The organism is Frigoribacterium sp. NPDC087798 (genome assembly GCF_044742985.1).
Classification (GTDB): domain Bacteria; phylum Actinomycetota; class Actinomycetes; order Actinomycetales; family Microbacteriaceae; genus Frigoribacterium.
Window position 1 is genome coordinate 740,884 of record NZ_JBIUVP010000001.1, and the last position, 22,443, is coordinate 763,326.

Below are 22,443 nucleotides of genomic sequence, written 5' to 3' on the forward strand. Positions count from 1 at the left end.
CTCTGGGTGATGTTCGGTGAGGGGCCGCGACGCGCCGTGGGCGCGGCTGATGACGACTCTATCGACTCGCGCGGATCGTTACGTCCGCATGACGGCGTCCCGGGTGGGCGGCGTCACGGACCCGAGCCGCGCCTCCTGGGCTCGCTCAGACGGTCGTGACGTAGGCCGTCAGGGTCAGCGACACGGCCGCCACGAGACCCAGGGCCGCGAACAGCGCCAGCGTGAACTTCCACAGTTCACGACGGCGCCCCACCACGATCGCCCCGACGAAGGCCAGCGGCGGCACGACGACACCCACGATGAGCGGCACCCACGGGGGTGAGACCACCAGGCCGTCGAGGCCGTTCTCACGGTAGAACTCGTTGTTCTGCGTGAAGACCTGCGGCACGAGCACGAGGTTCGAGATGGCCTCGAACAGGTCGAAGGCGAAGAAGACGGCGAAGACGATCGCCACGGCGAGGTAGAAGAAGAAGGAGGCGCGGCCCGGTTCGCTCGCGTCGCCGGCCGTCACCGAGACGGCGTCGTGCTCGTGGCCGTGGTCGTGCTCGTGGTCGTGGTCGCTCATGCGGAGCCTCCCGTCACGAGGGGCCAGGGGGCCACGAGGAGCGCGCCGAGGGCCATCCACGCGAGGCGACGGCCCGTGCGATCGACGGGGACGAGGACGATGACCGCCACGAACCACGCGATCGGGGCCACCACGGCGAACAGTTCGCCGAGGTTCCACATGAGCGACGAGATCGCATCGGTGAACGGGTTGGTGAAGTCGCCCACGGCGACGATCCAGCCCGCGGCCCAGAGGAGGAACACGCCGCCGAGGACGCCGTGGACCACGAGCGACGCCGAACTCATCACCGCAGGGCCGTCGTCGACGTCGTCCTCGTCTTCTGCGTCCGGGTCGTCGGACTCGTCGACGGGCTCGTCGCCTGCACCGTCCGACCGCCGGGTACGACGCGGACGACCCGTCGGTGCGGGGCCCTCGACGTGGCTGCTGTCGGCCTCGTCACCCCAGGTCAGGGCGTCGTCGGCGTCGCCGCCGGTCGGCACCCGCGGGTCGGCTGGCGTCATGCGGTGAGCTTGGACGAGACCGCCGCGAGCAACGCGGGGAACAGCGGGTGGTCGTCCTGGACGCCGGTCAGCGTGCGCGTCAGCTCGTCGGCGGCGAGGCCCGAGCTCAGCAGCGACTGCAGCTCGACGCTCTCGACGTCGTCGGGCACGGAGAAGTCGAGGGCGGCACGCACGGCGCGGACGAGTGCATCGTAGGGCAGTCCACGTTCGGCGGCCTGGGCCGCGGGACCGACGAACCGCTCGTGGCGGCTGAGCTTGCGGAGGGGGTTGCGGCCGACGCGTTCGGTCGTGTCGGGGAGGTGCGGGTTGGCGATGCGGACGAGGTTCTTCTCGATGTAGGACTGCTGCTCGTCGGCGTCGAGCTCGTGCTTGGCCACGAGCAGGCCCTTCGTCTCGGCGAGGACGCCGCGGACCTCGGCCATGACCTCGGCGTCGTCCAGGGCCTCACGGATGCTCGTGAGCCCCTTGCGGAACCCGTGGTAAGCGGCCGCGGCGTGGGCGGTGTTGACCGTGAAGAGCTTGCGCTCGATGAAGGGCTCGAGGTCGGCGACCCAGGTGACACCCTCGATGTCGGGGCGGTGCTCGCCGAACGGCGTGCTCTCGACGACCCATTCGAAGAACGACTCGATGGTGACGTCGAGCGTGCCCCCGGCCTGCTCGGGCACGATCCGGTCGATGGCACAGTTCGCGAAGACGGCGTTCTCGGCCGGATCGTGCTCGCGCACCGCGGCCGCCAGCGAGTCGGTGGCGTTGATGGCGTTTTCGCACGCGATGACGGAGAGCGGCGCCCGATCGGCGGACCGCTGGGCCAGCCCCTTGGCGATGACCGGCGCGACGAACGGCAGGATGCGGGCACCGACCGCGGTGGTCACGACGTCGGCGGTCGCGATCTCGGCGACGAGGGCCGCCTCGTCGGTGCGGCTGTTGATGGCGCGATAACCGTCGACGACGGTCGTACGGCTGTCTTCACCGACCTCGTGCACCTCGAACGACGACTGCGACTGCAGCGCCCCGATCAGGTCGTCGTTCACGTCGGCGAAGACGACCTCGTAACCACTCGCGTGGAGGAACTGGGCGACGAAGCCCCGACCGATGTTGCCGGCGCCGAAGTGCACGGCCTTCTTGCTGTGAGCCATGCCATAGATCATGCCACGACGTCACCGCGCCGGCGGACGGCGAGAGGGCCCCGCACCGGGTGGTGCGGGGCCCTCTCGGGTGGTTCCGGTGCTGCGTCGAGGTCAGCGCGCAGCGCTGCCGTCGACGTAGTCGGAGTCCTGCTGCTTCCAGGCGAACAGGGCACGCAGCTCTTGGCCGGTGGCCTCGATCGGGTGCTCCTCGCCCTTCTTGCGGAGCTCCGTGAACTCGGGCGCGCCGGCGTCCTGGTCCTCGATGAAGCGCTTCGCGAAGGCGCCCGACTGGATGTCGGCGAGCACGGCCTTCATGTTGTCCTTGACGTCGGGGGTGATGACGCGGGGGCCCGAGACGTAGTCGCCGTACTCGGCCGTGTCGGAGACGCTCCAGCGCTGTTTGGCCAGGCCGCCCTCCCAGATCAGGTCGACGATCAGCTTGAGCTCGTGCAGCACCTCGAAGTAGGCGATCTGCGGCTGGTAGCCGGCCTCGGTCAGGGTCTCGAAGCCGTACTGGATCAGCTGCGAGGTCCCGCCGCAGAGCACGGCCTGCTCGCCGAAGAGGTCGGTCTCGGTCTCTTCGGTGAAGGTGGTCTTGATGCCGCCGGCACGCAGGCCGCCGATGCCCTTGGAGTACGACCAGGCGAGATCCCACGCGGCGCCGGAGGCGTCCTTCTCGACGGCGACGATGACGGGCACGCCGCGGCCGGCCTCGAACTCGCGACGGACGGTGTGGCCGGGGCCCTTGGGGGCGACGAGGACCACGTCGACGCCCTCGGGCGCCTCGATGTAGCCGAACCGGATGTTGAAGCCGTGGCCGAAGACGAGCGCCTTGCCGTCGGCGAGGTTCGGCGCGATGTCGTCGGCGTACACGTGACGCTGCACCTGGTCGGGCGCGAGGATCACGATGACGTCGCCCCAGGCCGAGGCCTCGGCGGGCGTCTGCACCGTGAAGCCGGCCTCCTCGGCCTTGGCGCGGCTCTTCGAGCCCTCCTTGAGGCCGACGACGACCTCGACGCCCGAGTCGCGGAGGTTCAGCGCGTGGGCGTGGCCCTGCGAGCCGTAGCCGATGACGGCGACCTTCTTGCCCTGGATGATCGACAGGTCGGCGTCGTTGTCGTAGACGATTTCAGTCACGGTGTGGTTCTCCTTGGGTGGTGACGGTGGGGTGTCGGGGCGAGGAGGCGCGGTGCGCGACCCCTCGCGGGTTCAGTTCTTGAAGACGCGGTCGGTGATCGACTTCGCGCCGCGGCCGATGGCCAACAGGCCCGACTGCGAGATCTCCTTGATGCCGTAGGGCTCGAGCACGCGGAGCAGCGCCGTCGTCTTGCCGGTGTCGCCCGTGACCTCGATGACGAGGGCGTCGGTCGACACGTCGACCACCGAGGCGCGGAAGAGGGTGACGGCCTCGAGCACCTGCGAGCGGGTCGTGTTGTCGACGCGCACCTTGATCAGCAGGTGCTCGCGCTGCACGGACTGCGAGTAGTCCAGCTCGACGATCTTGATCACGTTGATGAGCTTGTTCAGCTGCTTGGTGACCTGCTCGAGCGGCAGTTCTTCGACGTCGACGACGACCGTGATGCGGCTCAGCCCCTCGACCTCGCTCTTGCCGACGGCGAGGCTCTCGATGTTGAAGCCGCGCCGGGCGAAGAGACCGGCGACACGGGTCAGCAGACCCGGCTTGTCTTCGACGAGCAGGGACAGGACGTGGCTCATGCGTGTTCTCCGGTCATGTCGCCGTCGCGGGTGGTGTCGGAGGCGCTCGTGCCCGGCGCCTCGTCGTCCCACTCGGGAGCGAGGGCGCGGGCGTGCTGGATCTCGGAGTTCGAGACCCCCTGCGGCACCATCGGCCAGACCATCGCGTCGCGGCTGACGACGAAGTCGATGACGACCGGGCGGTCGTTGGTCGCGAGGGCGAGCTCGATGGCCGCGTCGACCTCGTCCTCGGTGCGGACCCGGATGCCCAGGGCGCCGTAGGCGTCGGCGAGCTTGACGAAGTCCGGCACCATGCGCGTCTCGTGACCCGTGTTGAGGTCGGTGAACGAGTGGCGCCCCTCGTAGAAGAGCGTCTGCCACTGCCGCACCATGCCGAGCGACGAGTTGTTGATGATCGCGACCTTGATCGGGATGTCGTTGATGACGCAGGTGGCCAACTCCTGGTTGGTCATCTGGAAGCAGCCGTCGCCGTCGATAGCCCACACCACGCGGTCGGGCTGGGCGACCTTGGCCCCCATGGCGGCCGGGACCGAATAGCCCATCGTGCCCGCGCCTCCGGAGTTGAGCCAGGCGTGCGGGCGCTCGTACTCGATGAACTGGGCCGCCCACATCTGGTGCTGGCCGACGCCGGAGGCGTAGATCGCCTCGGGGCCGGAGAGCTGCCCGATGCGCTGGATGATCGCCTGGGGTGACAGCAGGCCGTCGTCGGGCTGGGTGTAGCCGAGCGGGAACTGTTCGCGAAGACCCTCGAGGTGCTCCCACCAGGCCGCGATGTCGGGCTTGACCCCACCCGTGACCTCGGCGAACGCGCTCGTGAGGTCGGGGATGACGACCTTGGCGTCACCCACGATCGGCACGTCGGCGATGCGGATCTTCGAGATCTCGGCCGGGTCGATGTCGACGTGGACGACCTTGGCACCGGGCGCGAACAGCTCGGCCTTGCCGGTCACCCGGTCGTCGAAGCGCGCGCCGAGCGCGATGATGAGGTCGCTCTCCTGGAGTCCCAGCACGGCCGACACCGTGCCGTGCATGCCGGGCATCCCGAGGTGTTGCGGGTGGGTGTCGGGGAACGCACCGCGGGCCATCAGGGTGGTGACGACGGGAGCCCCGGTGAGCTCGACGAGGGCCTTGAGCTCGGCCGACGCCCCGGCGCGGATCACGCCGCCGCCGACGTAGAAGACGGGTTGCTTGGCGTCGGCGATCATCTGGGCCGCGGCGGTGATCTGCTTGCCGTGCGCCCTCGTCACCGGTCGGTAGCCCGGCAGGTCGACGACGGGCGGCCAGATGAAGGGTGCGCTGTTCTGCTGCGCGTCCTTCGTGATGTCGACGAGCACCGGGCCGGGACGCCCCGTGCTCGCGATCTGGTACGCGGCGGCGAGCGTCGCCGGGATGTCCTCGGGCTTGGTCACCAGGAACGAGTGCTTCGTGATCGGCATCGTGATGCCGACGATGTCGGCCTCCTGGAAGGCGTCGGTGCCCATGAGGGTCGAGAAGACCTGCCCGGTGATGGCCAGCAGCGGCATGCTGTCCATGTAGGCGTCCGCGATCGCCGTCACGAGGTTCGTCGCGCCGGGGCCGGACGTCGCGATCGCGACGCCGACGCGACCGGACGCGGCGGCGTAGCCCTCGGCGGCGTGCCCGGCGCCCTGCTCGTGGCGGACCAGGATGTGTCGGATCGCCGTCGAGGCCATCAACTCGTCGTAGAACGGGATGATGGCACCGCCGGGCAACCCGAAGACGTCGGTAACGCCCAGGTGCTCGAGCGACTTGAGGATGGCGCCCGACCCGGTCAGCACGGGAGGCGCGGTCGGCGCCCCGACGGACGCGCCGGCGCTCGGCCGGGCCGTCCGCGTCGCGGTGCCGGGCGTGGGGGTGGACTCTGCAGGCATCAGTGCCGGTTCCCTGTTCGTGGTCGGTGATCGATGGTGACGGTGCGGGACGCGGCCGTGCACGGGGTGCGACGTCGCGACGGCTCGGCCGGCGGTGGGACGCGTCAGTAGGTGACGGCGCCCTCGGCCGCGGAGCGGACCTGGCGTGCGTACTTCGCGAGGACACCGCGGGTGTAGCGCGGGGGAAGCGGTGCCCAGCCGTCTCGGCGGGCTTCCAGCTCTGCGGCGTCGACGAGTAGGTCGATCGAGCGAGCGGCGATGTCGACCCGAATCAAGTCACCATCGCGCACGAAGGCGATCGGACCGGAGTCGACCGCTTCGGGTGCTATGTGGCCGATGCACAGGCCGGTTGTGCCGCCTGAGAATCGTCCGTCCGTCAACAGTAGTACATCTTTGCCGAGCCCTGCGCCCTTGATGGCCGCGGTGATGGCGAGCATCTCGCGCATGCCCGGGCCGCCCTTGGGGCCCTCGTAGCGGATGACGACCACGTCGCCCGACTCGATGCGCCCCTCGGTGAGGGCGTCCATGGCGCCACGTTCGCGTTCGAAGACCTTCGCCGGCCCCTCGAACACCGACGCGTCGAAGCCCGCCGTCTTGACGACGGCGCCCTCGGGGGCCATCGAGCCGCTGAGGACGGTGAGGCCGCCGGTCGCGTGGATCGGGTTGTCGAGCGTCCGCAGCACCTCGCCGTCGAGCGGCTTCGGCTTGATGGACTCGAGGTTCTCGGCGACGGTCTTGCCGGTGACGGTGAGGCAGTCGCCGTGCAGCAGACCCGCGTCGAGCAGCGCCTTCATGACGACGGGGACGCCACCCATGCGGTCGACGTCGTTCATGACGTACTTGCCGAAGGGCTTGAGGTCGCCGATGTGCGGCACCTTGTCGCCGATGCGGTTGAAGTCGTCGATGGTCAGGTCGACCTCGGCCTCGTACGCGATGGCGAGCAGGTGCAACACGACGTTGGTCGAGCCACCGAAGGCCATCGCCACGGCGATGGCGTTCTCGAACGCCTTCTTGGTGAGGATGTCGCGCGTCGTGATGCCCTGACGGAGCATCTCGACGACGGCCTCGCCCGAACGGTGGGCGAAGTAGTCGCGGCGGCGGTCGGCCGACGGCGGGGCCGCCGAACCGGGGAGGCTCATGCCGAGGGCCTCGGCGACGCTGGCCATGGTGTTGGCCGTGTACATCCCGCCACAGGCACCCTCGCCCGGCACGATGGCGCACTCGATCGCCTTCAGGTCGTCGTCGCTCATGTTGCCGGCCTTGTAGGCGCCCACGGCCTCGAACGAGTCGATGATCGTGACGTTCTTCTCGGTGCCGTCGCTGAGCTTGACCCAACCGGGGGCGACGCTGCCGGCGTAGAGGAAGACGCTGGCGAGGTCGAGCCGGGCGGCGGCCATCAGCATGCCGGGCAGCGACTTGTCGCAACCGGCGAGCAACACCGACCCGTCGAGCCGCTCGGCGTTCATGACGACCTCGACGCTGTCGGCGATCACCTCGCGTGAGACCAGCGAGAAGTGCATGCCCTCGTGGCCCATCGAGATGCCGTCGGACACCGAGACGGTGCCGAACTGGAGCGGGTACCCTCCCCCGGCGTGGACGCCTTCCTTGGCACCCTGGGCCAGACGGTCGAGCGACAGGTTGCAGGGGGTGATCTCGTTCCAGCTGCTGGCGATGCCGATCTGGGGCTTGCTCCAGTCCTCGTCGCCCATGCCGACGGCACGGAGCATGCCTCGCGACGTGGTGGCCTCGACGCCGTCGGTGACGACGCGGCTGCGGGGTTTGATGTCGATCCCGTCCGGGGTGGGCTTCTCTGGCATGGGTCGAGTTTAGGGCGTGACCGCGCTCGTGCCGTCCACCGTCGCCGACGGCCTCAGAGCTCGCCCGGCTCCCCCGCGGCGTCTCCGCTCGACCGCGTCCGCCGACCCTCGTGGTCGCGGGCGTCGTCGTCACCCTCGCTGTCGTCGAGCCCGGACGAGTCCCCGACCCGGTCCATCTCGACAGCCAACGCGTCGGCCGACCCGACGGGCAGGTCGGACACGTCGAGATCGGCGACGTCGCCCTCGGTCGTCTCGGCGATCTCGCCGGCTGCCCGGGCCACGGCGTCGTCGAGTTCGTCCACGACCAACCGATCGCGCAGGAGGTCGCCGTTGCGGTACCCCGCCCGACCGATCATGTGCGCCGAGATGGGTGCGGTGAGCATCTGGAAGACGAGGACGACGAGCAGGGACGCGATCGTCCCCACGGTGTGCTGGTCGAGCGCGATCGCCGCCAGGACCAGGATGAGGCCGAAGATCTGCGGCTTGGTCGCGGCGTGCATGCGCGACAGGGCGTCGGGGAACCTCAGGAGGCCGATGCCTGCCGCGACCGAGAGCAGCGCCCCGCCGATGAGCATGACCGAGGCCGCCACGTCGTAGACCGTCTCGGGGATCACGAGGGATCCTGCTTCGAGACGTAGCGCGCGACCGTGATGGAGCCGAGGACGGCCGTCAGCGCGAGGGCGAGGATGACCGGGATGGTCCGGGTGTGGCCGTTGAAGACCATGTCGGCGGCGAGGACGCAGATCAGGGTGGTCAGCAGCATGTCGGACGCGATCATGCGGTCGAGGATGGACGGCCCCCGCACGATGCGGATGACCGACGCGAGCCCGGCGAACGCGAAGAGCGCTCCGACGACGTAGGCGACGACGGTCACGAGGGACCTCCTTCGTGGGACGAGGAACGGCTGACCGCTTCGTGGACCTCGGCCGCGGCCGGGGTGCCCTCCGCGATGCGACGGCGGTCGTCGTCGCTGCCGAGCACCCGGACGAGGCGGGCCTCGACGACCAGGACGCCGTCGCGGACGCCCTCGACACCGGCGAGGTCCTCGACCGCGAGGGCGTGCAGGTAGAGGATCGACCGCTCGCGGTCGGCCTCGACCACGAGCGACCCGGGGACGAGCGAGATCGCCTCGGCGACGAGGGTCATGATGAAGTCCGACCTCGTGTGCAGCTGCACCGCGACGATCGCGTTCGAGGTCACGCCGCGAGGTCGGACGGCCTGCCAGGCGACGATGACGGAGGCGCGCACCAGGTCGACCACGAAGTGCGCCAGGAAGACCACGGCGTACCAGAGGTTGAACCGGCCGCTCAGTTCGACCGGGGGCAGGAAGAACACCCGGGTCACGAGCAGCGCCACGGCGACGCCGGTGACGAAGGCCAGGACGGTGAACTGGTTCCACAGGGCCATCCAGAGGACGACCAGTCCGACGAGCAGGGGGAGCTGCCGGGCGAGGCTGCGGCCGACCTCGCCGCGGGTGGGACGGCCGGTCACGGGGTGCTCCCCTCGTCTGCGGAGTCCGAGGCGGGTTCGGGCTCGGGCGACGACGGGTCGGACGTCGTCTCGCCCTGACCGCCCGGGAAGACCGTCTGCACGTAGTCGTTCGAGCCGTAGACCCGGCCGGCCGCACGTTCGGCGACGCCGTAGAGCGGGCCGGCGGCGAAGGTCAAGGCGAGCGAGACGAGCACCATGCCCGCGGTCGCGCCCACCATGGTGCGGGGGTTGGTGCGACGTCGCTGGACGGCCACCCGACCCGGGGCCTCCTCGAGGTGCTCGGTGAAGGGCGACTCGTGGTCGTCGACATCGGCCTTCGGGCGCCAGAACGCGAGGTTCCAGGCACGCATGAGCGCGTAGAGCGTCAGCAGCGACGTGAGGGCCCCGGCTCCGATGAGGACGTACACGAGGGGATCGTCGAGCCGGGCACCGGCCTCGAAGAGCGCGACCTTGCCGATGAAACCGGAGAACGGCGGGATGCCGCCCAGGTTGAGGGCCGGGATGAAGAAGAGGACGGCGACGATCGGTGCCGCCTTGAGGAGACCGCCCAGGCGGGTGATCGACGCCGTGCCGCCTCGCCGTTCGATCAGGCCCGCCCCGAGGAAGAGCGTGGTCTGGACCGTGATGTGGTGCACGACGTAGTAGATCGTGGCGGCCAGGCCCTCGACGGTCCCGAGTGCGATGCCGAAGATCATGTATCCGATGTGGCTGACCAGGGTGAACGAGAGCAGACGCTTGATGTCGGCCTGGGCCACGGCCCCGAGGATGCCCACGATCATCGTCAGCAACGCGATGATCAGCAGGTAGACGTTGACGTTGCTCTCGACGAACAGCACCGTCTCGGTGCGGATGATGGCGTAGACGCCCACCTTGGTCAGCAGGCCGGCGAACACGGCGGTCACGGGGGCGGGAGCGGTCGGGTACGAGTCGGGCAGCCAGAACGACAGCGGGAAGATCGCCGCCTTGATGCCGAACGCCGTGAGCAGCATGACGTGGATGATCGTCTGCACGTCGGGCGGGATGGTGTCCATCTTCTGGGCGATGTCGGCGATGTTGACCGTGCCGAGCGCTCCGTAGATCATCGCGATGGAGGCGAGGAACAGGACGGACGACACCAGGCTGACGACGATGTAGACCACGCCGGCCCGGATGCGCTGCTCGGTGCCGCCGAGGGTGATCAGCACGTAGCTGGCCACCAGGAGGATCTCGAAGCCCACGTAGAGGTTGAAGAGGTCACCCGCGATGAAAGCGTTGAACACGCCCGTGGCGAGGATGAGGTAGGTCGGGTTGTAGATCGAGACGGGGGCCTCACCGTCACCGTCGGCCTGGCCCTGCCCGACCGAGAACACGAACACCGCCAGCAGGACGATCGACGAGATGCTGAGCATGAGCGCCGCGAGTCGGTCGACGACGAGCGTGATGCCGAACGGCGCCTGCCAACCACCCACCTGCACGGCGATCGCACCCTGCGTGTCGACGACCACCAGCAGCACCAGGCTGATGACGACGACGAGCGCCAGGGCGACGATCGAGACCACGGCCTGCGACCGGGGCCGCCGACCGGCGATCATCGCCGCCGCGGCTCCGAGCAGCGGGATGAGGACGACGAGCGGCACGAGGTAGCTGGTGGTCATGCTCGGTGCCCTTTCTCGTCGTGGTGGGGCCGGTCGTCGCGCAGCGGCCGGTCGTCCGTCGGCACGGCCGCTTCGGCACGGCTGCCGAACTCGCTGTCGCCACCCGCCTCGTCGTCACCGTCGCCCTGTTCGGACTCTTCTTCGGCCGGGACGCCGCGACGCCCGATCTCGAGGTCTTCGGCGTCGTCCGCGAGGGTGTCGCCCTGGGCCAGCCGCCATGACCGGTAGATCAACGCGAGCATGAAGGCCGAGATGCCGAAGGTGATGACGATGGCCGTCAGCACGAACGCCTGCGGCAGCGGGTCGGCGAAGTCGGCCGGATCGGCCTGACCGTCGACCACGGGGGCCGCGCCGCGACGGCCGGACATGAGGAGGATGAGGATGTTCGTGGCGTTGCCGACGAGCAGGAAGCCCAGCAGCACACGGGTCATGCTGCGCTCGAGCAGCAGGTAGACGCCGCAGGCGTACAGCGCGGCCATGACGACGATCAGGACGAGGGAGACGCTCATGCGCGGCCCCGCTCGGTCGGGGGCGTACCGGCGACGGACACGGGGAGCGCCTCCTCTTCGGGTTCGGACACCTCGCTCGCGTGGCCGAACGCGTCCTCTTCTTCTTGACGGTCGACCTCGGCTCCGAGGCTCCGGAGCACGTCGAGGACGAGCCCGACGACGACCAGGTAGACGCCGACGTCGAAGAAGGTCGACGTGACGAACTCGACGTGGCCGAGCAGCGGCACCTCGGCCTCGACCCAGGTCGAGGTCAGGGCGTCGACGCCGAAGAAGAGCGGGACGAGTGCCGTCGCGGCGACCGTCAGGAGACCGGCCCCGAGGAGCTTGCCGGCATCGAGGGGCGCGGCCGCACCGAGTTCGTACCGACCGCCCGCGAGGTACCGGGCCACGAACGCGAAACCCGCCACCAGACCGCCGGCGAAGCCACCACCGGGCAGGTTGTGACCGGCGAAGAGCAGGTAGATCGAGACGACGATGATGGCGTGGAAGATCAGGCGCACGACCACCTCGAGCAGGATCGACCGGTTCTGCGGGGCGAGTTTGCGCCCGGCCAACAACCAGGCGCGCCGGTCGCCCTCGGTGCTGTCGCCGATCTGCGCCGTCGCCCCGCCGACGGGCACGACCGGCGCCGGCTCGCGCACGGGCCGGACCCGTGCCAGGAACCGCTGGGCACGCGTACGCCGCTCGGGCCGGGGCAGGACGTCGGCGCGGGAGGTCAGGAAGACCAGGCTCGCGACACCGGTCGCGGCGACGATGAGGACCGCGATCTCGCCCATGGTGTCCCATCCGCGGATGTCGACGAGCGTCACGTTGACGACGTTGCGGCCGTGACCGCCGTCGACGGCGAGGTCGGGGAAGGCGCCCGAGACCGTGGGGATCGAGCGTGCCCCGAGGGCGACGACGGCGATGGCGGCCATGACGGACCCGACCGAGATGCCGATGACGGCCCGGATCGCCCGGTGGGTGCGGCCGTTTCGCTCGCCCAGACGGGCCGGCAGCCGACGCAGCACGAGGACGAACGCGATGAGGGTGATGGTCTCGATCAGCGCCTGCGTCAGGGCCAGGTCGGGGGCCCCGTGCAGCGCGAAGAGCGCGGCCATGCCGTAGCCGGTCACCCCGACCAGGACGACGGCCTGGAATCTCTTGTTGGAGAGCGCCGACGCGATGGCGCCGATGATCATCAACCCGCCGATGGCCAGCTGCGCCGGGTAGTCCCAGAGCACGGCGGTGGTCGGCCAGTCGCTGTTGAGCGCCAGCGTCACCACCGCCGAGGCGATGAACACGACGAGGATGGTGGCGAGGTAGAAGGGCAACGAACCGCGCTGCGTCGTGGCGGTCGTCCGCGACGCCGTCCGGTCGATGGTCGCCATGATCCGCACGTACCCGTCGGAGGCGCGGGGCAGGAACGAGACGGCCTTCTGCACCTGCGACACCCGGTCGCGCTGCCAGAAGAGGAGGGCCCCGACCCCGAGCGAGACCGCCGTGAAGCCGAGGGCGGGCTCGAGACCGTGCCAGAGCGCCAGGTAGTAGGGGCCGTGCTCGCCCGGGGCCGAGGGGAGCGTGTCGGCATAACGAGCGAAGACCGGACCGACCTGGTACGAGACGAGGCCGAGCACCAGGCCGGCGACGGCCAGGACGATCGGCGACGCCAGGAAGTCGACGTGCTCACGGACGAAGTCGACCGGCTCGACGCCCTTCTTGCGACCGAAGGCCCCCCAGAGGAAGCGCAGGCTGTAGGCGGTGGTCAGGATCGACCCGACGACGACGCCGACCAGGGCGACGACGCCCCAGGCCGACCCGGTCACGGCGTCGTCGTAGAGGGCCGTGAGCACGGCCTCCTTCGCGACGAAGCCGAAGGTCGGCGGCACGCCTGCCATCGAGGCGAGGGCGAGGAGCGTCACCACGAGGAGGACGGGAGCCTGACGACCGAGCCCGCAGAGCTTGCGCAGGTCTCGCGTGCCCGCCCGGTGGTCGATGACCCCCACCACGAGGAAGAGCGTCGACTTGAACAGGGCGTGGGCGACCAGCAGGGCGAGCCCGGCGAGGGCTGCGTCGCGGGTGCCGAACCCCACCACGATCGTCAGGAAGCCGAGTTGGCTCACCGTGCCGTAGGCCAGGACGAGCTTGAGGTCGTGCTGACGGAGCGCGCGGTACCCGCCGAGGACCATCGTGACCACCCCGACGGTGACGATGATCTCTTGCCAACCGGGCTGGTCGTGGTAGCCGGGGGCGAGACGGGCGACGAGGTAGATGCCGGCCTTGACCATCGCGGCGGCGTGCAGGTAGGCACTGACCGGCGTCGGAGCCGCCATCGCGGCCGGGAGCCAGAAGTGGAACGGCACGAGTGCCGACTTCGACAGCGCCCCGACGAGTACGAGCACGACGGCGACCGTGACGACCGTCCCGGTGGGTGGCTGCTCGACGAGCTGGGACAACGAGCTCGTGCCGCCCTGGACGGCGAGGATCACGAGGCCGACGAGCATCGCGAGCCCGCCCGCGGTCGTCACGATGAGCGCCTGCAACGCGGCCCCGCGGCTGGCCTGCTTCGCCGTGTAGTGCCCGATCAACAGGTACGAGAAGACGCTCGTGGCCTCCCAGAAGACGAACAGGACGAACACGTCGTCGCTCGTGACGAGGCCGTACATCGCCCCGGCGAACGCCACCAGCACGGCGGCGAACCGTGCCCGACCGGCCTCGTCCCGCTCGAAGTAGCGTGCACAGTAGACGAGCACGAGACCGCCGATGCCGGTGACGACGAGCGCGAGGACCCAGGCGAGGACGTCCATGCGCAGGGTGAGCGAGATGGCGAGCTGCGGAATCCACGGCACGGCCTCGGTGGGCACCTCGCCCGACAACACGGCGGGCCCCTGGAGGGCCGTGAAGGCGAAGGCCGCGAAGGGGACGACGGACGCCCAGAGGAAGAGCGAACGGCCGAGTCGTCCGCCGACGCAGGCCACGACGACGGCCGCCACGGCGAACGCTGTCAGGACTACGATCACGAGGACCTCCGTCGGCTGGCGACCTCGTCGGACCGGCTCGGCTGAGCGGCGGCGGGGAGTCGCGGCGGAGTGTCCAGACTACCTTGCAGTCACCTGGGAATGCTCAGACCCGGCCATCACACCCGTTCAAGGCATGCGCTCTCAGGCATGACCGAGATGCCCACGCAGGCCGGCCAGTTCGACGAGCAGGTCCGCCACGGCGGCGGGGTCGGCGACGCGATGCATCGCCCCCGTCTCGCCCGGGCCGACCTTGATCGACAGGTCGCCCTCGCCGAGTGCCCGGAAGCCGTCCTCGTCGGTGACGTCGTCCCCGGCGTAGAGGACGCCCGTGGCCTGGACGGCCTCCCGGAGCCGGTCGATGCCGTCGTTCTTGCCGGTCGCCCGGACGGCGAACTCGAGGACGTTCTTGCCGACGCGCTCGTGCATGCCGCCGAGCGCCTCGACGGCCTCGCGGGCCGCCGCGTGGACGGCCTCGGTGGTCGCGGCGTCCGCGAGCCGCGTGTGCAGGGCGAGGCCTGCGGGTTTCTCTTCGACGAAGACGCCCTCACGCCCCTCGGCCACACCGTGGACGGCGTCGGACAAGCGCGCACGTCCGGCCTTCTCGTCGTCGCTCAACGAGGTCTCGTGACCGTCGACCCGCACCTCGATGCCGTGCGAGCCGACCAACAGCACCTCGTCGGGGGTCTGGCTGACCTCGATCAACGAGGCGAGGTCGCGCCCGGACACGAGGGCGACGGTGGTCTGGTCGAGTGCCGACAGGCGCATGATCGCGTCCATCGCCGCGGGCAACGCCCGGGCCCGCAGGGGCGCGTCGACCTCGGGCGCCAGGGTGCCGTCGAAGTCGAGCGCGACGAGGAGGCGCGGGGTCGTCGCGAGACGACCGAGCGCGTCGCTCAGGGCCAGGGGGTCGGAACCGGTCACGAGACGTCACCGTCCGTCGTCGCCGAGGCCGGGGCAGGCGTGATCTGCTGCCCGGGTCGTACGTTCTCGAGGGCCTGCAGGAAGGACGCCGACCACTTGGCCACGTCGTTCTCGAGGACGCGACGGCGCAGGGCCCGCATGCGGGTGGTGCGGTCGCGCTTGGGCATCTCGACGGCGCGCATGATGGTGTTCTTGAGGCCGCCGATGTCGTGCGGGTTGATCAGCAGGGCGCTCTTGAGCTCGTCGGCCGCGCCGGCGAACTCGCTCAGCACGAGCACGCCGTCGTTGTCGCGCCGCACCGCCACGTACTCTTTCGCGACCAGGTTCATGCCGTCGCGGAGGGCCGTGACCAGCATGATGTCGGCGGCGAGGTACAACGCCACCATCTCTTCGCGAGGGTAGCCGTGGTGGTGGTAGCTGATGGCCGTGTGGCTCATGGTGCCGTAGTCGCCGTTCACGCGGCCGACGGTGAGCTCGATCTCGTCGCGCAGCAGCTTGTAGGTCTCGACCCGCTCACGGCTCGGGCTCGCGACCTGCACGAGCGTGGCGTCCTCGACGCTGAGCCGACCGTCGGCGAGCAACTCGCCGAACGCCTTCATGCGGTGCCGGATGCCCTTCGTGTAGTCGAGACGGTCGACGCCGAGCATGATCGTCTTGGGGTTGCCGAGGCCCTCGCGGATCTCGCGGGCCCTGGCCTGCACGTCGGGGCGCGCGGCGAGCTCTTCGTAGCTGGCGGCGTCGATCGAGATCGGGAAGTGCTTCGCCAGCACCCGGCGGACCTTCGTGCCCCGGCGCGAGACCGGCGCGGACTCGTCGTCGACCGGGACCTCGATGTAGGGGCGCGTCGTCGAGTACCCGAGCAGGTGGCGGACGGCGCGGGAGAAGTTCGACGCGTCGTCCGCCCGCTGGAAGCCGATGACGTCGGCACCGAGCAGGCCCTCGACGATCTGCTGCCGCCAGGGCAGCTGCGAGAAGATGCCGAGCGGCGGGAACGGGATGTGGTTGAAGAACCCGATGGTGACGTCGGGCCGGGCCTCGCGCAGCATCTTCGGCACGAGCTGCAGCTGGTAGTCCTGCACCCAGATGGTGCCGCCCTCTTCGGTGATCTCGGCCGCGCGGTCGGCGAACCGCTGGTTGACCTGCACGTAGGACTCCCACCAGACCCGGTGGTAGGTCGGGGCGGCGATGACGTCGTGGTAGAGCGGCCAGAGCGTGTCGTTGCTGAAGCCCTCGTAGTAGCGCTGCACCTCGTCGGCGCTGAGCGGCACGGGGACGATCTCGATGCCGTCGGACTCGAAGGGCTCGAACTCGAGGTCGGGTTGGCCCGCCCAGCCCACCCACGCCCCGTCGTTGGCCTTCATGACGGGTTCGAGGGCGGTGACGAGACCCCCGGGCGAGTGCTGCCACGACGCCGACCCGTCGTCGGCGATGACCCGGTCGACGGGGAGGCGGTTGGAGACGACGACGAAGCCGTAACGTTCGGGGGTGTCGGGCATGGGGTGGGTCGGCTCCTGTCGCATCGCCCGCACGAACGCGGGACGGCCAGATTATCAGCGGTGCCCCAGACGGCTCCTGGCGACCGGCGTACCCCACCCGGACGATCGTCAGACGAGGCGCAGGGTCGCCTCGGCGGCCCGCACGAGGGACGCCCCGTAGCTCGGTCCGTGTCCGGCGGCGTGCACGGCCAACGGGTGGAGCTGGTGCAGTGGCACGCGACCCCGCCACCCCTCGCCCAGCGGCGAGCGCGCCTCGTAGCCCGCCAGCACGTCCTCGAGGTGCGGGCAGCCGAACAGGGCCAGCATCGCCAGGTCGGTCTCGGGATGACCGCCGTGGGCGGCCGGGTCGATGAGCACGACTCCCCCGGCGTCGAAGAGCACGTTGCCGGCCCACAGGTCCCCGTGGAGGCGGGCCGGGGGCAGGTCGTCGTCGAACGCGCCCTCGGCGACGAGGCGGCAGGCTCGCTCGACGACCTCGAGGCCCGCCCGGTCGAGACCGCCCGCCCGGACGGCGACGCGGGCGTAGGGCAGGACCCGCTGCTCGGCGTAGAAGACCCCCCAGGTCGCCTTCGGTCGCACCGTCATCGGACGGCTGCCGATGAAGCACGGCCCCGCCCACCCCCGAGGAGGCGCACCGAACGCCTCCGCGCCGCTCGCGTGGGTCACCGCGAGGGCCTCACCGAAGGCCCGTGCGGCCTCCGCCGTGGGACGGACCTCGTGCACGGGATCGAGGTCGATGCGCCCCGGGGACGCGGCCTGGACGCCGACCGTGCGCGCGCCTCCTCGGGGCGTGGCCTCGGCGAGCCAGGCGAGACCGGCCGCCTCGGCCTCGAAGAAGCCGGCGGGGGCGTCGGCACGCTGCTTCGTGTAGGAGGTCACGGGAATAGCATGCGCCCCATGACCGACACCCGTCGCCCGCGCACCGAGGGGCCCCGCGGCCCCGCCGACGACGGCGCCCGTCCCGACACGACCATCGTCACGCGCGCCTACCGAGGGGGCCAGCTGATCGCCCACGACTTCCCGCTGCACGAGGTGAGCGACCACCTCGAGACGGACGGCTGCCACGTGTGGATCGACCTCACCGACCCGACCGCCGGCGACCTCGCCTCGCTCGAGGACGAACTCGGACTGCACGAGCTCGCCGTCGAGGACGCGCTCCAGGACGGACAGCGACCCAAGGTCGACCGCTACGACAACCATCTGTTCACCGCTCTCTACGACGTGCGGTTCGACCGGGCCAGCGGCGTGCTCGACACGAGCGAGGTGAAGGCGTTCATCACGGAGCGCGCCCTCGTGACGATCCACCATCCGGAGTTCGACGTCACCCGGCTGCAGGCGACCTTCGACCAGAACCGCGACCTGGCGTCGCACGGCGTCTCGTACTTCCTCTGGGGTCTGCTCGACTGCGTCGTGGACCGGCACTTCGACGCCACGGACGCGCTGGACGACGAGATCGAGGGCATCGCCGACGACCTCTTCGACCCCGCACCCCGGACCATCGACGTGCAGAAGCGCTCGTTCGCCCTGCGGAAGAGCCTCGTCCAGCTGCGCCGGGTCGCGTCGCCGATGCGCGAGGTGCTGAACACGCTGCTGCGCCGCGACCTGAAGGAGGTCGACTCCGCCATGCACCCGTACTTCCAGGACGTCTACGACCACGTGCTGCGCGTGGCCGAGCAGAACGACTCCCTGCGCGACCTCGTCTCGACCATCCTCGACACGAACCTCAACCTGCAGTCCAACCGCATGAACCTCATCATGAAGAAGGTGACGAGCTGGGCGGCCATCATCGCGGTGCCCACGGCGATCACCGGGTTCTACGGGCAGAACGTGCCGTATCCGGGGTTCCAGTCCGCCGCCGGCTTCGTCACCTCGTGCGTGCTGATCGTGGCGATCGGCGGCCTGCTCTGGTGGCAGTTCAAGCGCCGCGACTGGCTGTAGCCCGCCGTTCCCGCACTGTTCACCGCGGGGTCGACGCCGCCGAGACGCCCCGGTCGTAGCCTGGCCGCGTGATCACGGTCGGAATGAGCACGTCCTGCGTCTTCCCGCTGTCGACCGACGAGGCCTTCCGGCTCGCGCGGCTCACCGGCTTCGACGGGGTCGAGGTGATGGTGACGGCCGACCGGGCGACCCGACGCCCCGAGCTGATCCGCGCGGCGACCGCCCGGTGGGGCCTGCCCGTGCTCTCGGTGCACGCCCCCGTCCTGCCCGTCGCGCACTTCGCCTTCGGTCGTGACCAGGTCGACAAGCTGCGGCGCTCGGCCGGACTGGCCCGCGAGCTGGGCGCCACGACCGTCGTCGTCCATCCGCCGTTCGTCTGGCAGCGGTCCTACGCGGCGCGGTTCGTCGACGTCGTCCGCGAGATCGCGACCGAGACGGGCGTCACCCTCGCCGTCGAGAACATGTTCCCCGTGAGGTTCGGGCCGGCCGGGTTCGACCCCTACCGCCCGGGACACGACCCCTCGTCCCTCGACGTGGAGGCGGCCACCCTCGACTTCTCGCACGCCGCCGTCGCCGGGCGCGACGCTCTCGACCTCGCCCTGGCGCTCGGGCCGAGGTTGCGCCACGTCCACCTGACCGACGGCGTCGTCTCGTCCCGCCCCGGCGGGCTGCACGACCAGCACCGGGTGCCGGGTCTCGGCACGCAGCCGGTCGCCGAGGTGCTCACCCACCTGGCCCGGTCGGGGTGGGCCGGCACCGTCGCCGCCGAGGTGCACACCGACGGGGACGAGGAGGCGCGGCTCGGCCAGCTCCGGCGGACGCTCGCCTTCGCGCGCCGTCACCTCGCGACCGCACCCGCGTCGGGCCCGAGCGCCCGGGACCCTCAGACGAACAGCACCGTCGCGACGACCGCGAGCGGCACGGCGACCGCCGCCACCCCGAGGCCGGCGAGCACGAACCGCCCCCACGCGACCTCGACGCCCATCGACGACAAGCGCGAGTGCCAGAGCAGCGTGGCGAGCGAGGCCCACGGCGTCACGAGGCAGCCGATGTTGACCCCGACGAGCACGGCGACGAGCCGCAGCGGCGACCCGGCCACCGGCTCGAGGGCGAGGTAGGCCGGGAGGTTGTTGGCCACGTTCGCGGCCACCGCGCTGCCGCCCGCCAGTCGCAGCAGGTCGGGCAATTGGTCGCCGGTGCCCACGACGGCTCCGAGCAGGTCCGCCAGGCCGAGCGAGTGAGCGGCCTCGACGACGAGGAACAGCCCGCCGGCGAAGAGCAGCGTGCCCCACGGCACCAGCCCGAGTCGGAGGACGCCGCGGCGGCGGACGGCCGTGGTGACGACGAGCACGAGCGCCGCGACGGCGGCGGGGATCCAGACCTCGACGCCCGAGACCAGGGCCGGCACGAGCAGCCCCGTCGCGACCGCGGCGACGCCGAAGAGCACGCGGTCGGCCACGGGCTCGGACGCCGGCGCCTCGAACCGGCCGACCAGCTGACGGCGGTAGCGCAGTCCGATGGCCACGACGGGGACGACGACGCCCACCACGGCGGCCGGTGCGACCAAGGCGGCGAATTGCACCGGGGCCGGTGATCCGAGCTCGTGCAGCGCGAGCAGGTTGGTGAGGTTCGAGACCGGCAACAGCATCGAGGCGCAGTTCGCGAGCCACACCGTCGTCAGCGCGAACGGCATCGGCGGCAGGCCGGCGTGCCGGGCCACGATCACGACCACCGGCGTGAGCAGCACCGCCGTCGTGTCGAGCGAGAGGAACACCGTGCAGAGCACCGCGAGCGCCACGACCAGGAGCCACAGCACGAGCACCCGCCCTCCGGCCAGCCGGGCCGAGGCGGACGCCAGCCACGAGAAGAGTCCGGCCTCCGCCGCGAGCTCCGCGACGATCGTCAGGCCGACGACGAAGCCGAGCACGGGCGCGACCCGTTCGACGAGCGCGAGCAGTTCGTCACCGGTCAGGACGCCGGTGAACACGGCCACGAGGCCGAGCGACACGAACACGCCTCCGAGCAGGGCAGTGCGCACGGCATTCTCCTTCGACCGCAGGACGCACCGGCACGGGACGCCGGGCAGCTCAACCTACCCCCACCCGGACTCGTGCCACGTCACGCGGTACCGTGGTCGAAACGAACCCTGGGAGCCCCACCGTGCGCAAATTCCTCTTCAACGGCGCGATCATCAGCGCGATCTTCTCCGGCATCAGCCTCCTCAAGAGCCTGAGCGCCGGCCCTCGTGACTGGCGCCTCGCCCTCATGGCGATCAGCTGGGCGGCGTCGACCGCGATCGCCGTGGGCAACGTCATCGAGGCCGCGAACGACGACGACTGACGTCTGCCGAGACACCGAGGAGGCGCGTCCCGCTCTGGCGGGGCGCGCCTCCTCGTCCGTGTGGTCGCGTCAGCGACGCCCGTCGACGCCGGGCGTCGGCCCGGCCGGATCGCCGTCGGGACGGCCGGTCGGCAGGCCACCGGGTCGTCCCGCGACGTGCGGGTCGTGTTCCGCCTCGGCGCCGAGCGAGGCCTGGTACTCGGCGACGTCGTGGATCGGGATGGCCGCCGTGAAGAGCGCCGTGCGTTCGGAGTCGGCGTTGTCGCCGCTGAACAGGGCGGAGGCCTCCGACGTCGACCGGTGGGCCCGTCCCTTCGGCGCCGGTTCGGCCTCGACCATCTGCACCCGCGTCCGCGGGATCGACTGCGGGCTCTTCGCGTGCAGCCAGGCGATCAGGTCCTCGCGGACGAGGCAGCGCAGGTCGAACAGGGTCGGTGCGTCCTTGGCCGTGACGAGCACCCTCACCCGCACGTAGCCGGCCTGGGCGTCGGTGACCTGGAGCACCTTGGTGCGTCCGTCCCAGAGGTCCGTCCCCGCGAGGATCACGTCGAGCTCCTTCCGCATGGCCCCCGGGTCGACCCGCCAGTCCAGGTCGAACTCGACCGCTCCGAGCAGTTCGCTGTTGCGCCGCGTCCAGTTCTCGAAGGGCGTGGTCGTGAAGTAGGTCGACGGCAGCACGAGACGCCGGTCGTCCCAGACGTGGACGACGACGTACGACAGGGTGATCTCCTCGATCAGGCCCCACTGCCCCTCGACCACGACGACGTCGTCGATGCGGATGGCGTCGCTGAAGGCCAGTTGGATGCCCGCGAAGACGTTCGCCAGGGTCGACTGCGCCGCGAGGCCCGCGACGACCGAGACCAGCCCCGCACTCGCGAGGACGCTCGCACCGACCGCCTCGACCCCCGGGAACCCGAGCAGCACGGTGCCCGCGGCCAGGATCACGATCAGGGCCACGGTCAGCCGTCGGAGGATGAGCACCTGGGTGCGGACCCGACGCGCCACCCGGTTGTCGGGGGTGTCGACCCGGTAGCGCGACAGGCCGAGGTCCTCGAAGAAGATCGCGAGGGCACCCACGAACCAGGCGACGACGACGATGACGGCGCAGCGGAAGGCTTGTGACACCCACCCCTCCCCCGGGTAGTCGGCGGGGAGCAGGGCGTCGAACGACGTGGTCAGCGCGACGACGAGCAGCACGACGAGCAGCGTGGCGCGGAAGGGGCGGCGCATGCGCGTCACGAAGGCCTGCGCCCACTCCTTGCGCTTGGCGACCACGCCGACGACCAGGCCGACGACGGCCGAGATGACGAAGGTGAGGACGACGGCGGCGACGAGCGAGATGACGAGTTGTATCCAGGGCATCCCCCGAGCCTGTCGCATGACGCACGGCTCCGTCCCGGCTGGCCCCTGGGACGATGGAACGGTGAGACGATCCACAGCTTCCCGTCACGAGTCCGCCCCGCCCTCTCCTCCCCGGCGTCACGCCTCCCCGCGACGACGC

20 protein-coding genes and 1 pseudogene are annotated in these 22,443 nt (G+C 70.6%); 3 read left to right on the plus strand and 18 right to left on the minus strand.

Annotation, left to right across the window (positions count from 1 at the left end):
- Positions 1-145: 145 nt before the first annotated feature.
- The 16 genes from ACIOSR_RS03450 to ACIOSR_RS03525 form a co-directional block, all read right to left on the minus strand.
- Positions 146-565 (minus strand): hypothetical protein, encoded by a 420-nt coding sequence (locus ACIOSR_RS03450; protein WP_402751843.1) that lies wholly within the window; start codon positions 563-565, stop codon positions 146-148.
- On the minus strand, positions 562-1,065 hold the full coding sequence (locus ACIOSR_RS03455) for a hypothetical protein (RefSeq protein WP_159826235.1): 504 nt from the start codon (positions 1,063-1,065) through the stop codon (positions 562-564). The genes ACIOSR_RS03450 and ACIOSR_RS03455 overlap by 4 nt, the downstream gene beginning before the upstream one ends.
- Positions 1,062-2,201: a mannitol-1-phosphate 5-dehydrogenase gene (locus ACIOSR_RS03460; RefSeq protein WP_123570815.1), complete on the minus strand. Its 1,140-nt coding sequence runs from the start codon at positions 2,199-2,201 to the stop codon at positions 1,062-1,064. Before ACIOSR_RS03460 ends, ACIOSR_RS03455 begins: the two co-directional genes overlap by 4 nt.
- A 102-nt stretch (positions 2,202-2,303) precedes the next feature.
- The gene (ilvC, locus tag ACIOSR_RS03465; protein ID WP_056046250.1) at positions 2,304-3,329 is read right to left on the minus strand and encodes a ketol-acid reductoisomerase; all 1,026 of its coding nucleotides are present in this window, start codon (positions 3,327-3,329) and stop codon (positions 2,304-2,306) included.
- A gap of 72 nt (positions 3,330-3,401) precedes the next feature.
- The gene (gene ilvN, locus ACIOSR_RS03470; protein ID WP_043593980.1) at positions 3,402-3,908 is read right to left on the minus strand and encodes an acetolactate synthase small subunit; all 507 of its coding nucleotides are present in this window, start codon (positions 3,906-3,908) and stop codon (positions 3,402-3,404) included.
- Positions 3,905-5,797, minus strand: coding sequence for an acetolactate synthase large subunit (locus tag ACIOSR_RS03475; RefSeq protein WP_402751844.1), 1,893 nt, complete (start codon positions 5,795-5,797; stop codon positions 3,905-3,907). The genes ilvN and ACIOSR_RS03475 overlap by 4 nt, the downstream gene beginning before the upstream one ends.
- Before the next feature lie 104 nt (positions 5,798-5,901).
- Complete coding sequence (gene ilvD, locus ACIOSR_RS03480; protein ID WP_056046252.1) at positions 5,902-7,614, minus strand: dihydroxy-acid dehydratase; 1,713 nt, start codon at positions 7,612-7,614, stop codon at positions 5,902-5,904.
- 53 nt (positions 7,615-7,667) lie between these two features.
- Positions 7,668-8,228, minus strand: a complete 561-nt coding sequence (mnhG, locus tag ACIOSR_RS03485; protein WP_371740345.1) for a monovalent cation/H(+) antiporter subunit G — start codon at positions 8,226-8,228, stop codon at positions 7,668-7,670.
- Entirely contained in the window at positions 8,225-8,488 is a 264-nt protein-coding gene (locus ACIOSR_RS03490; protein WP_054145652.1) for a monovalent cation/H+ antiporter complex subunit F, read from the minus strand. Before ACIOSR_RS03490 ends, mnhG begins: the two co-directional genes overlap by 4 nt.
- Positions 8,485-9,105: a Na+/H+ antiporter subunit E gene (locus tag ACIOSR_RS03495; RefSeq protein WP_056046254.1), complete on the minus strand. Its 621-nt coding sequence runs from the start codon at positions 9,103-9,105 to the stop codon at positions 8,485-8,487. Before ACIOSR_RS03495 ends, ACIOSR_RS03490 begins: the two co-directional genes overlap by 4 nt.
- On the minus strand, positions 9,102-10,739 hold the full coding sequence (locus ACIOSR_RS03500) for a Na+/H+ antiporter subunit D (RefSeq protein WP_173151128.1): 1,638 nt from the start codon (positions 10,737-10,739) through the stop codon (positions 9,102-9,104). The genes ACIOSR_RS03495 and ACIOSR_RS03500 overlap by 4 nt, the downstream gene beginning before the upstream one ends.
- The gene (locus tag ACIOSR_RS03505) at positions 10,736-11,248 is read right to left on the minus strand and encodes a Na(+)/H(+) antiporter subunit C (protein ID WP_173151130.1); all 513 of its coding nucleotides are present in this window, start codon (positions 11,246-11,248) and stop codon (positions 10,736-10,738) included. The genes ACIOSR_RS03500 and ACIOSR_RS03505 overlap by 4 nt, the downstream gene beginning before the upstream one ends.
- Positions 11,245-14,247, minus strand: a complete 3,003-nt coding sequence (locus ACIOSR_RS03510) for a Na+/H+ antiporter subunit A (protein ID WP_402751845.1) — start codon at positions 14,245-14,247, stop codon at positions 11,245-11,247. The genes ACIOSR_RS03505 and ACIOSR_RS03510 overlap by 4 nt, the downstream gene beginning before the upstream one ends.
- Positions 14,248-14,388: 141 nt before the next feature.
- A complete protein-coding gene (otsB, locus tag ACIOSR_RS03515; RefSeq protein ID WP_159826223.1) occupies positions 14,389-15,168 on the minus strand; it encodes a trehalose-phosphatase in 780 nt (259 codons plus the stop codon).
- On the minus strand, positions 15,165-16,664 hold the full coding sequence (gene otsA / locus ACIOSR_RS03520) for an alpha,alpha-trehalose-phosphate synthase (UDP-forming) (protein WP_173151134.1): 1,500 nt from the start codon (positions 16,662-16,664) through the stop codon (positions 15,165-15,167). Before otsA ends, otsB begins: the two co-directional genes overlap by 4 nt.
- A gap of 108 nt (positions 16,665-16,772) precedes the next feature.
- Positions 16,773-17,543: a fructosamine kinase family protein gene (locus ACIOSR_RS03525; RefSeq protein ID WP_123570379.1), complete on the minus strand. Its 771-nt coding sequence runs from the start codon at positions 17,541-17,543 to the stop codon at positions 16,773-16,775.
- 18 nt (positions 17,544-17,561) lie between these two features.
- On the opposite strand from ACIOSR_RS03525, the gene ACIOSR_RS03530 reads away from it, so the two are divergent.
- Positions 17,562-18,602, plus strand: coding sequence for a magnesium transporter CorA family protein (locus ACIOSR_RS03530; protein ID WP_402751846.1), 1,041 nt, complete (start codon positions 17,562-17,564; stop codon positions 18,600-18,602).
- An 83-nt stretch (positions 18,603-18,685) separates the two neighbouring features.
- Positions 18,686-19,414 (plus strand): annotated as a pseudogene (locus ACIOSR_RS03535) (sugar phosphate isomerase/epimerase family protein); the annotation flags it as partial.
- Positions 19,415-19,485: 71 nt separating this feature from the next.
- Here ACIOSR_RS03535 and ACIOSR_RS03540 read toward each other — a convergent pair.
- A complete protein-coding gene (locus ACIOSR_RS03540; protein ID WP_173151140.1) occupies positions 19,486-20,640 on the minus strand; it encodes an SLC13 family permease in 1,155 nt (384 codons plus the stop codon).
- Between the two features lie 122 nt (positions 20,641-20,762).
- Between ACIOSR_RS03540 and ACIOSR_RS03545 the strand changes: the two genes are divergently transcribed.
- On the plus strand, positions 20,763-20,942 hold the full coding sequence (locus tag ACIOSR_RS03545) for a hypothetical protein (RefSeq protein WP_043593989.1): 180 nt from the start codon (positions 20,763-20,765) through the stop codon (positions 20,940-20,942).
- Positions 20,943-21,011: 69 nt separating this feature from the next.
- Here the strand turns inward: ACIOSR_RS03545 and ACIOSR_RS03550 are convergent, their stop codons facing one another.
- The gene (locus tag ACIOSR_RS03550) at positions 21,012-22,304 is read right to left on the minus strand and encodes a mechanosensitive ion channel family protein (RefSeq protein ID WP_082460288.1); all 1,293 of its coding nucleotides are present in this window, start codon (positions 22,302-22,304) and stop codon (positions 21,012-21,014) included.
- Between the last annotated feature and the right edge of the window lie 139 nt (positions 22,305-22,443).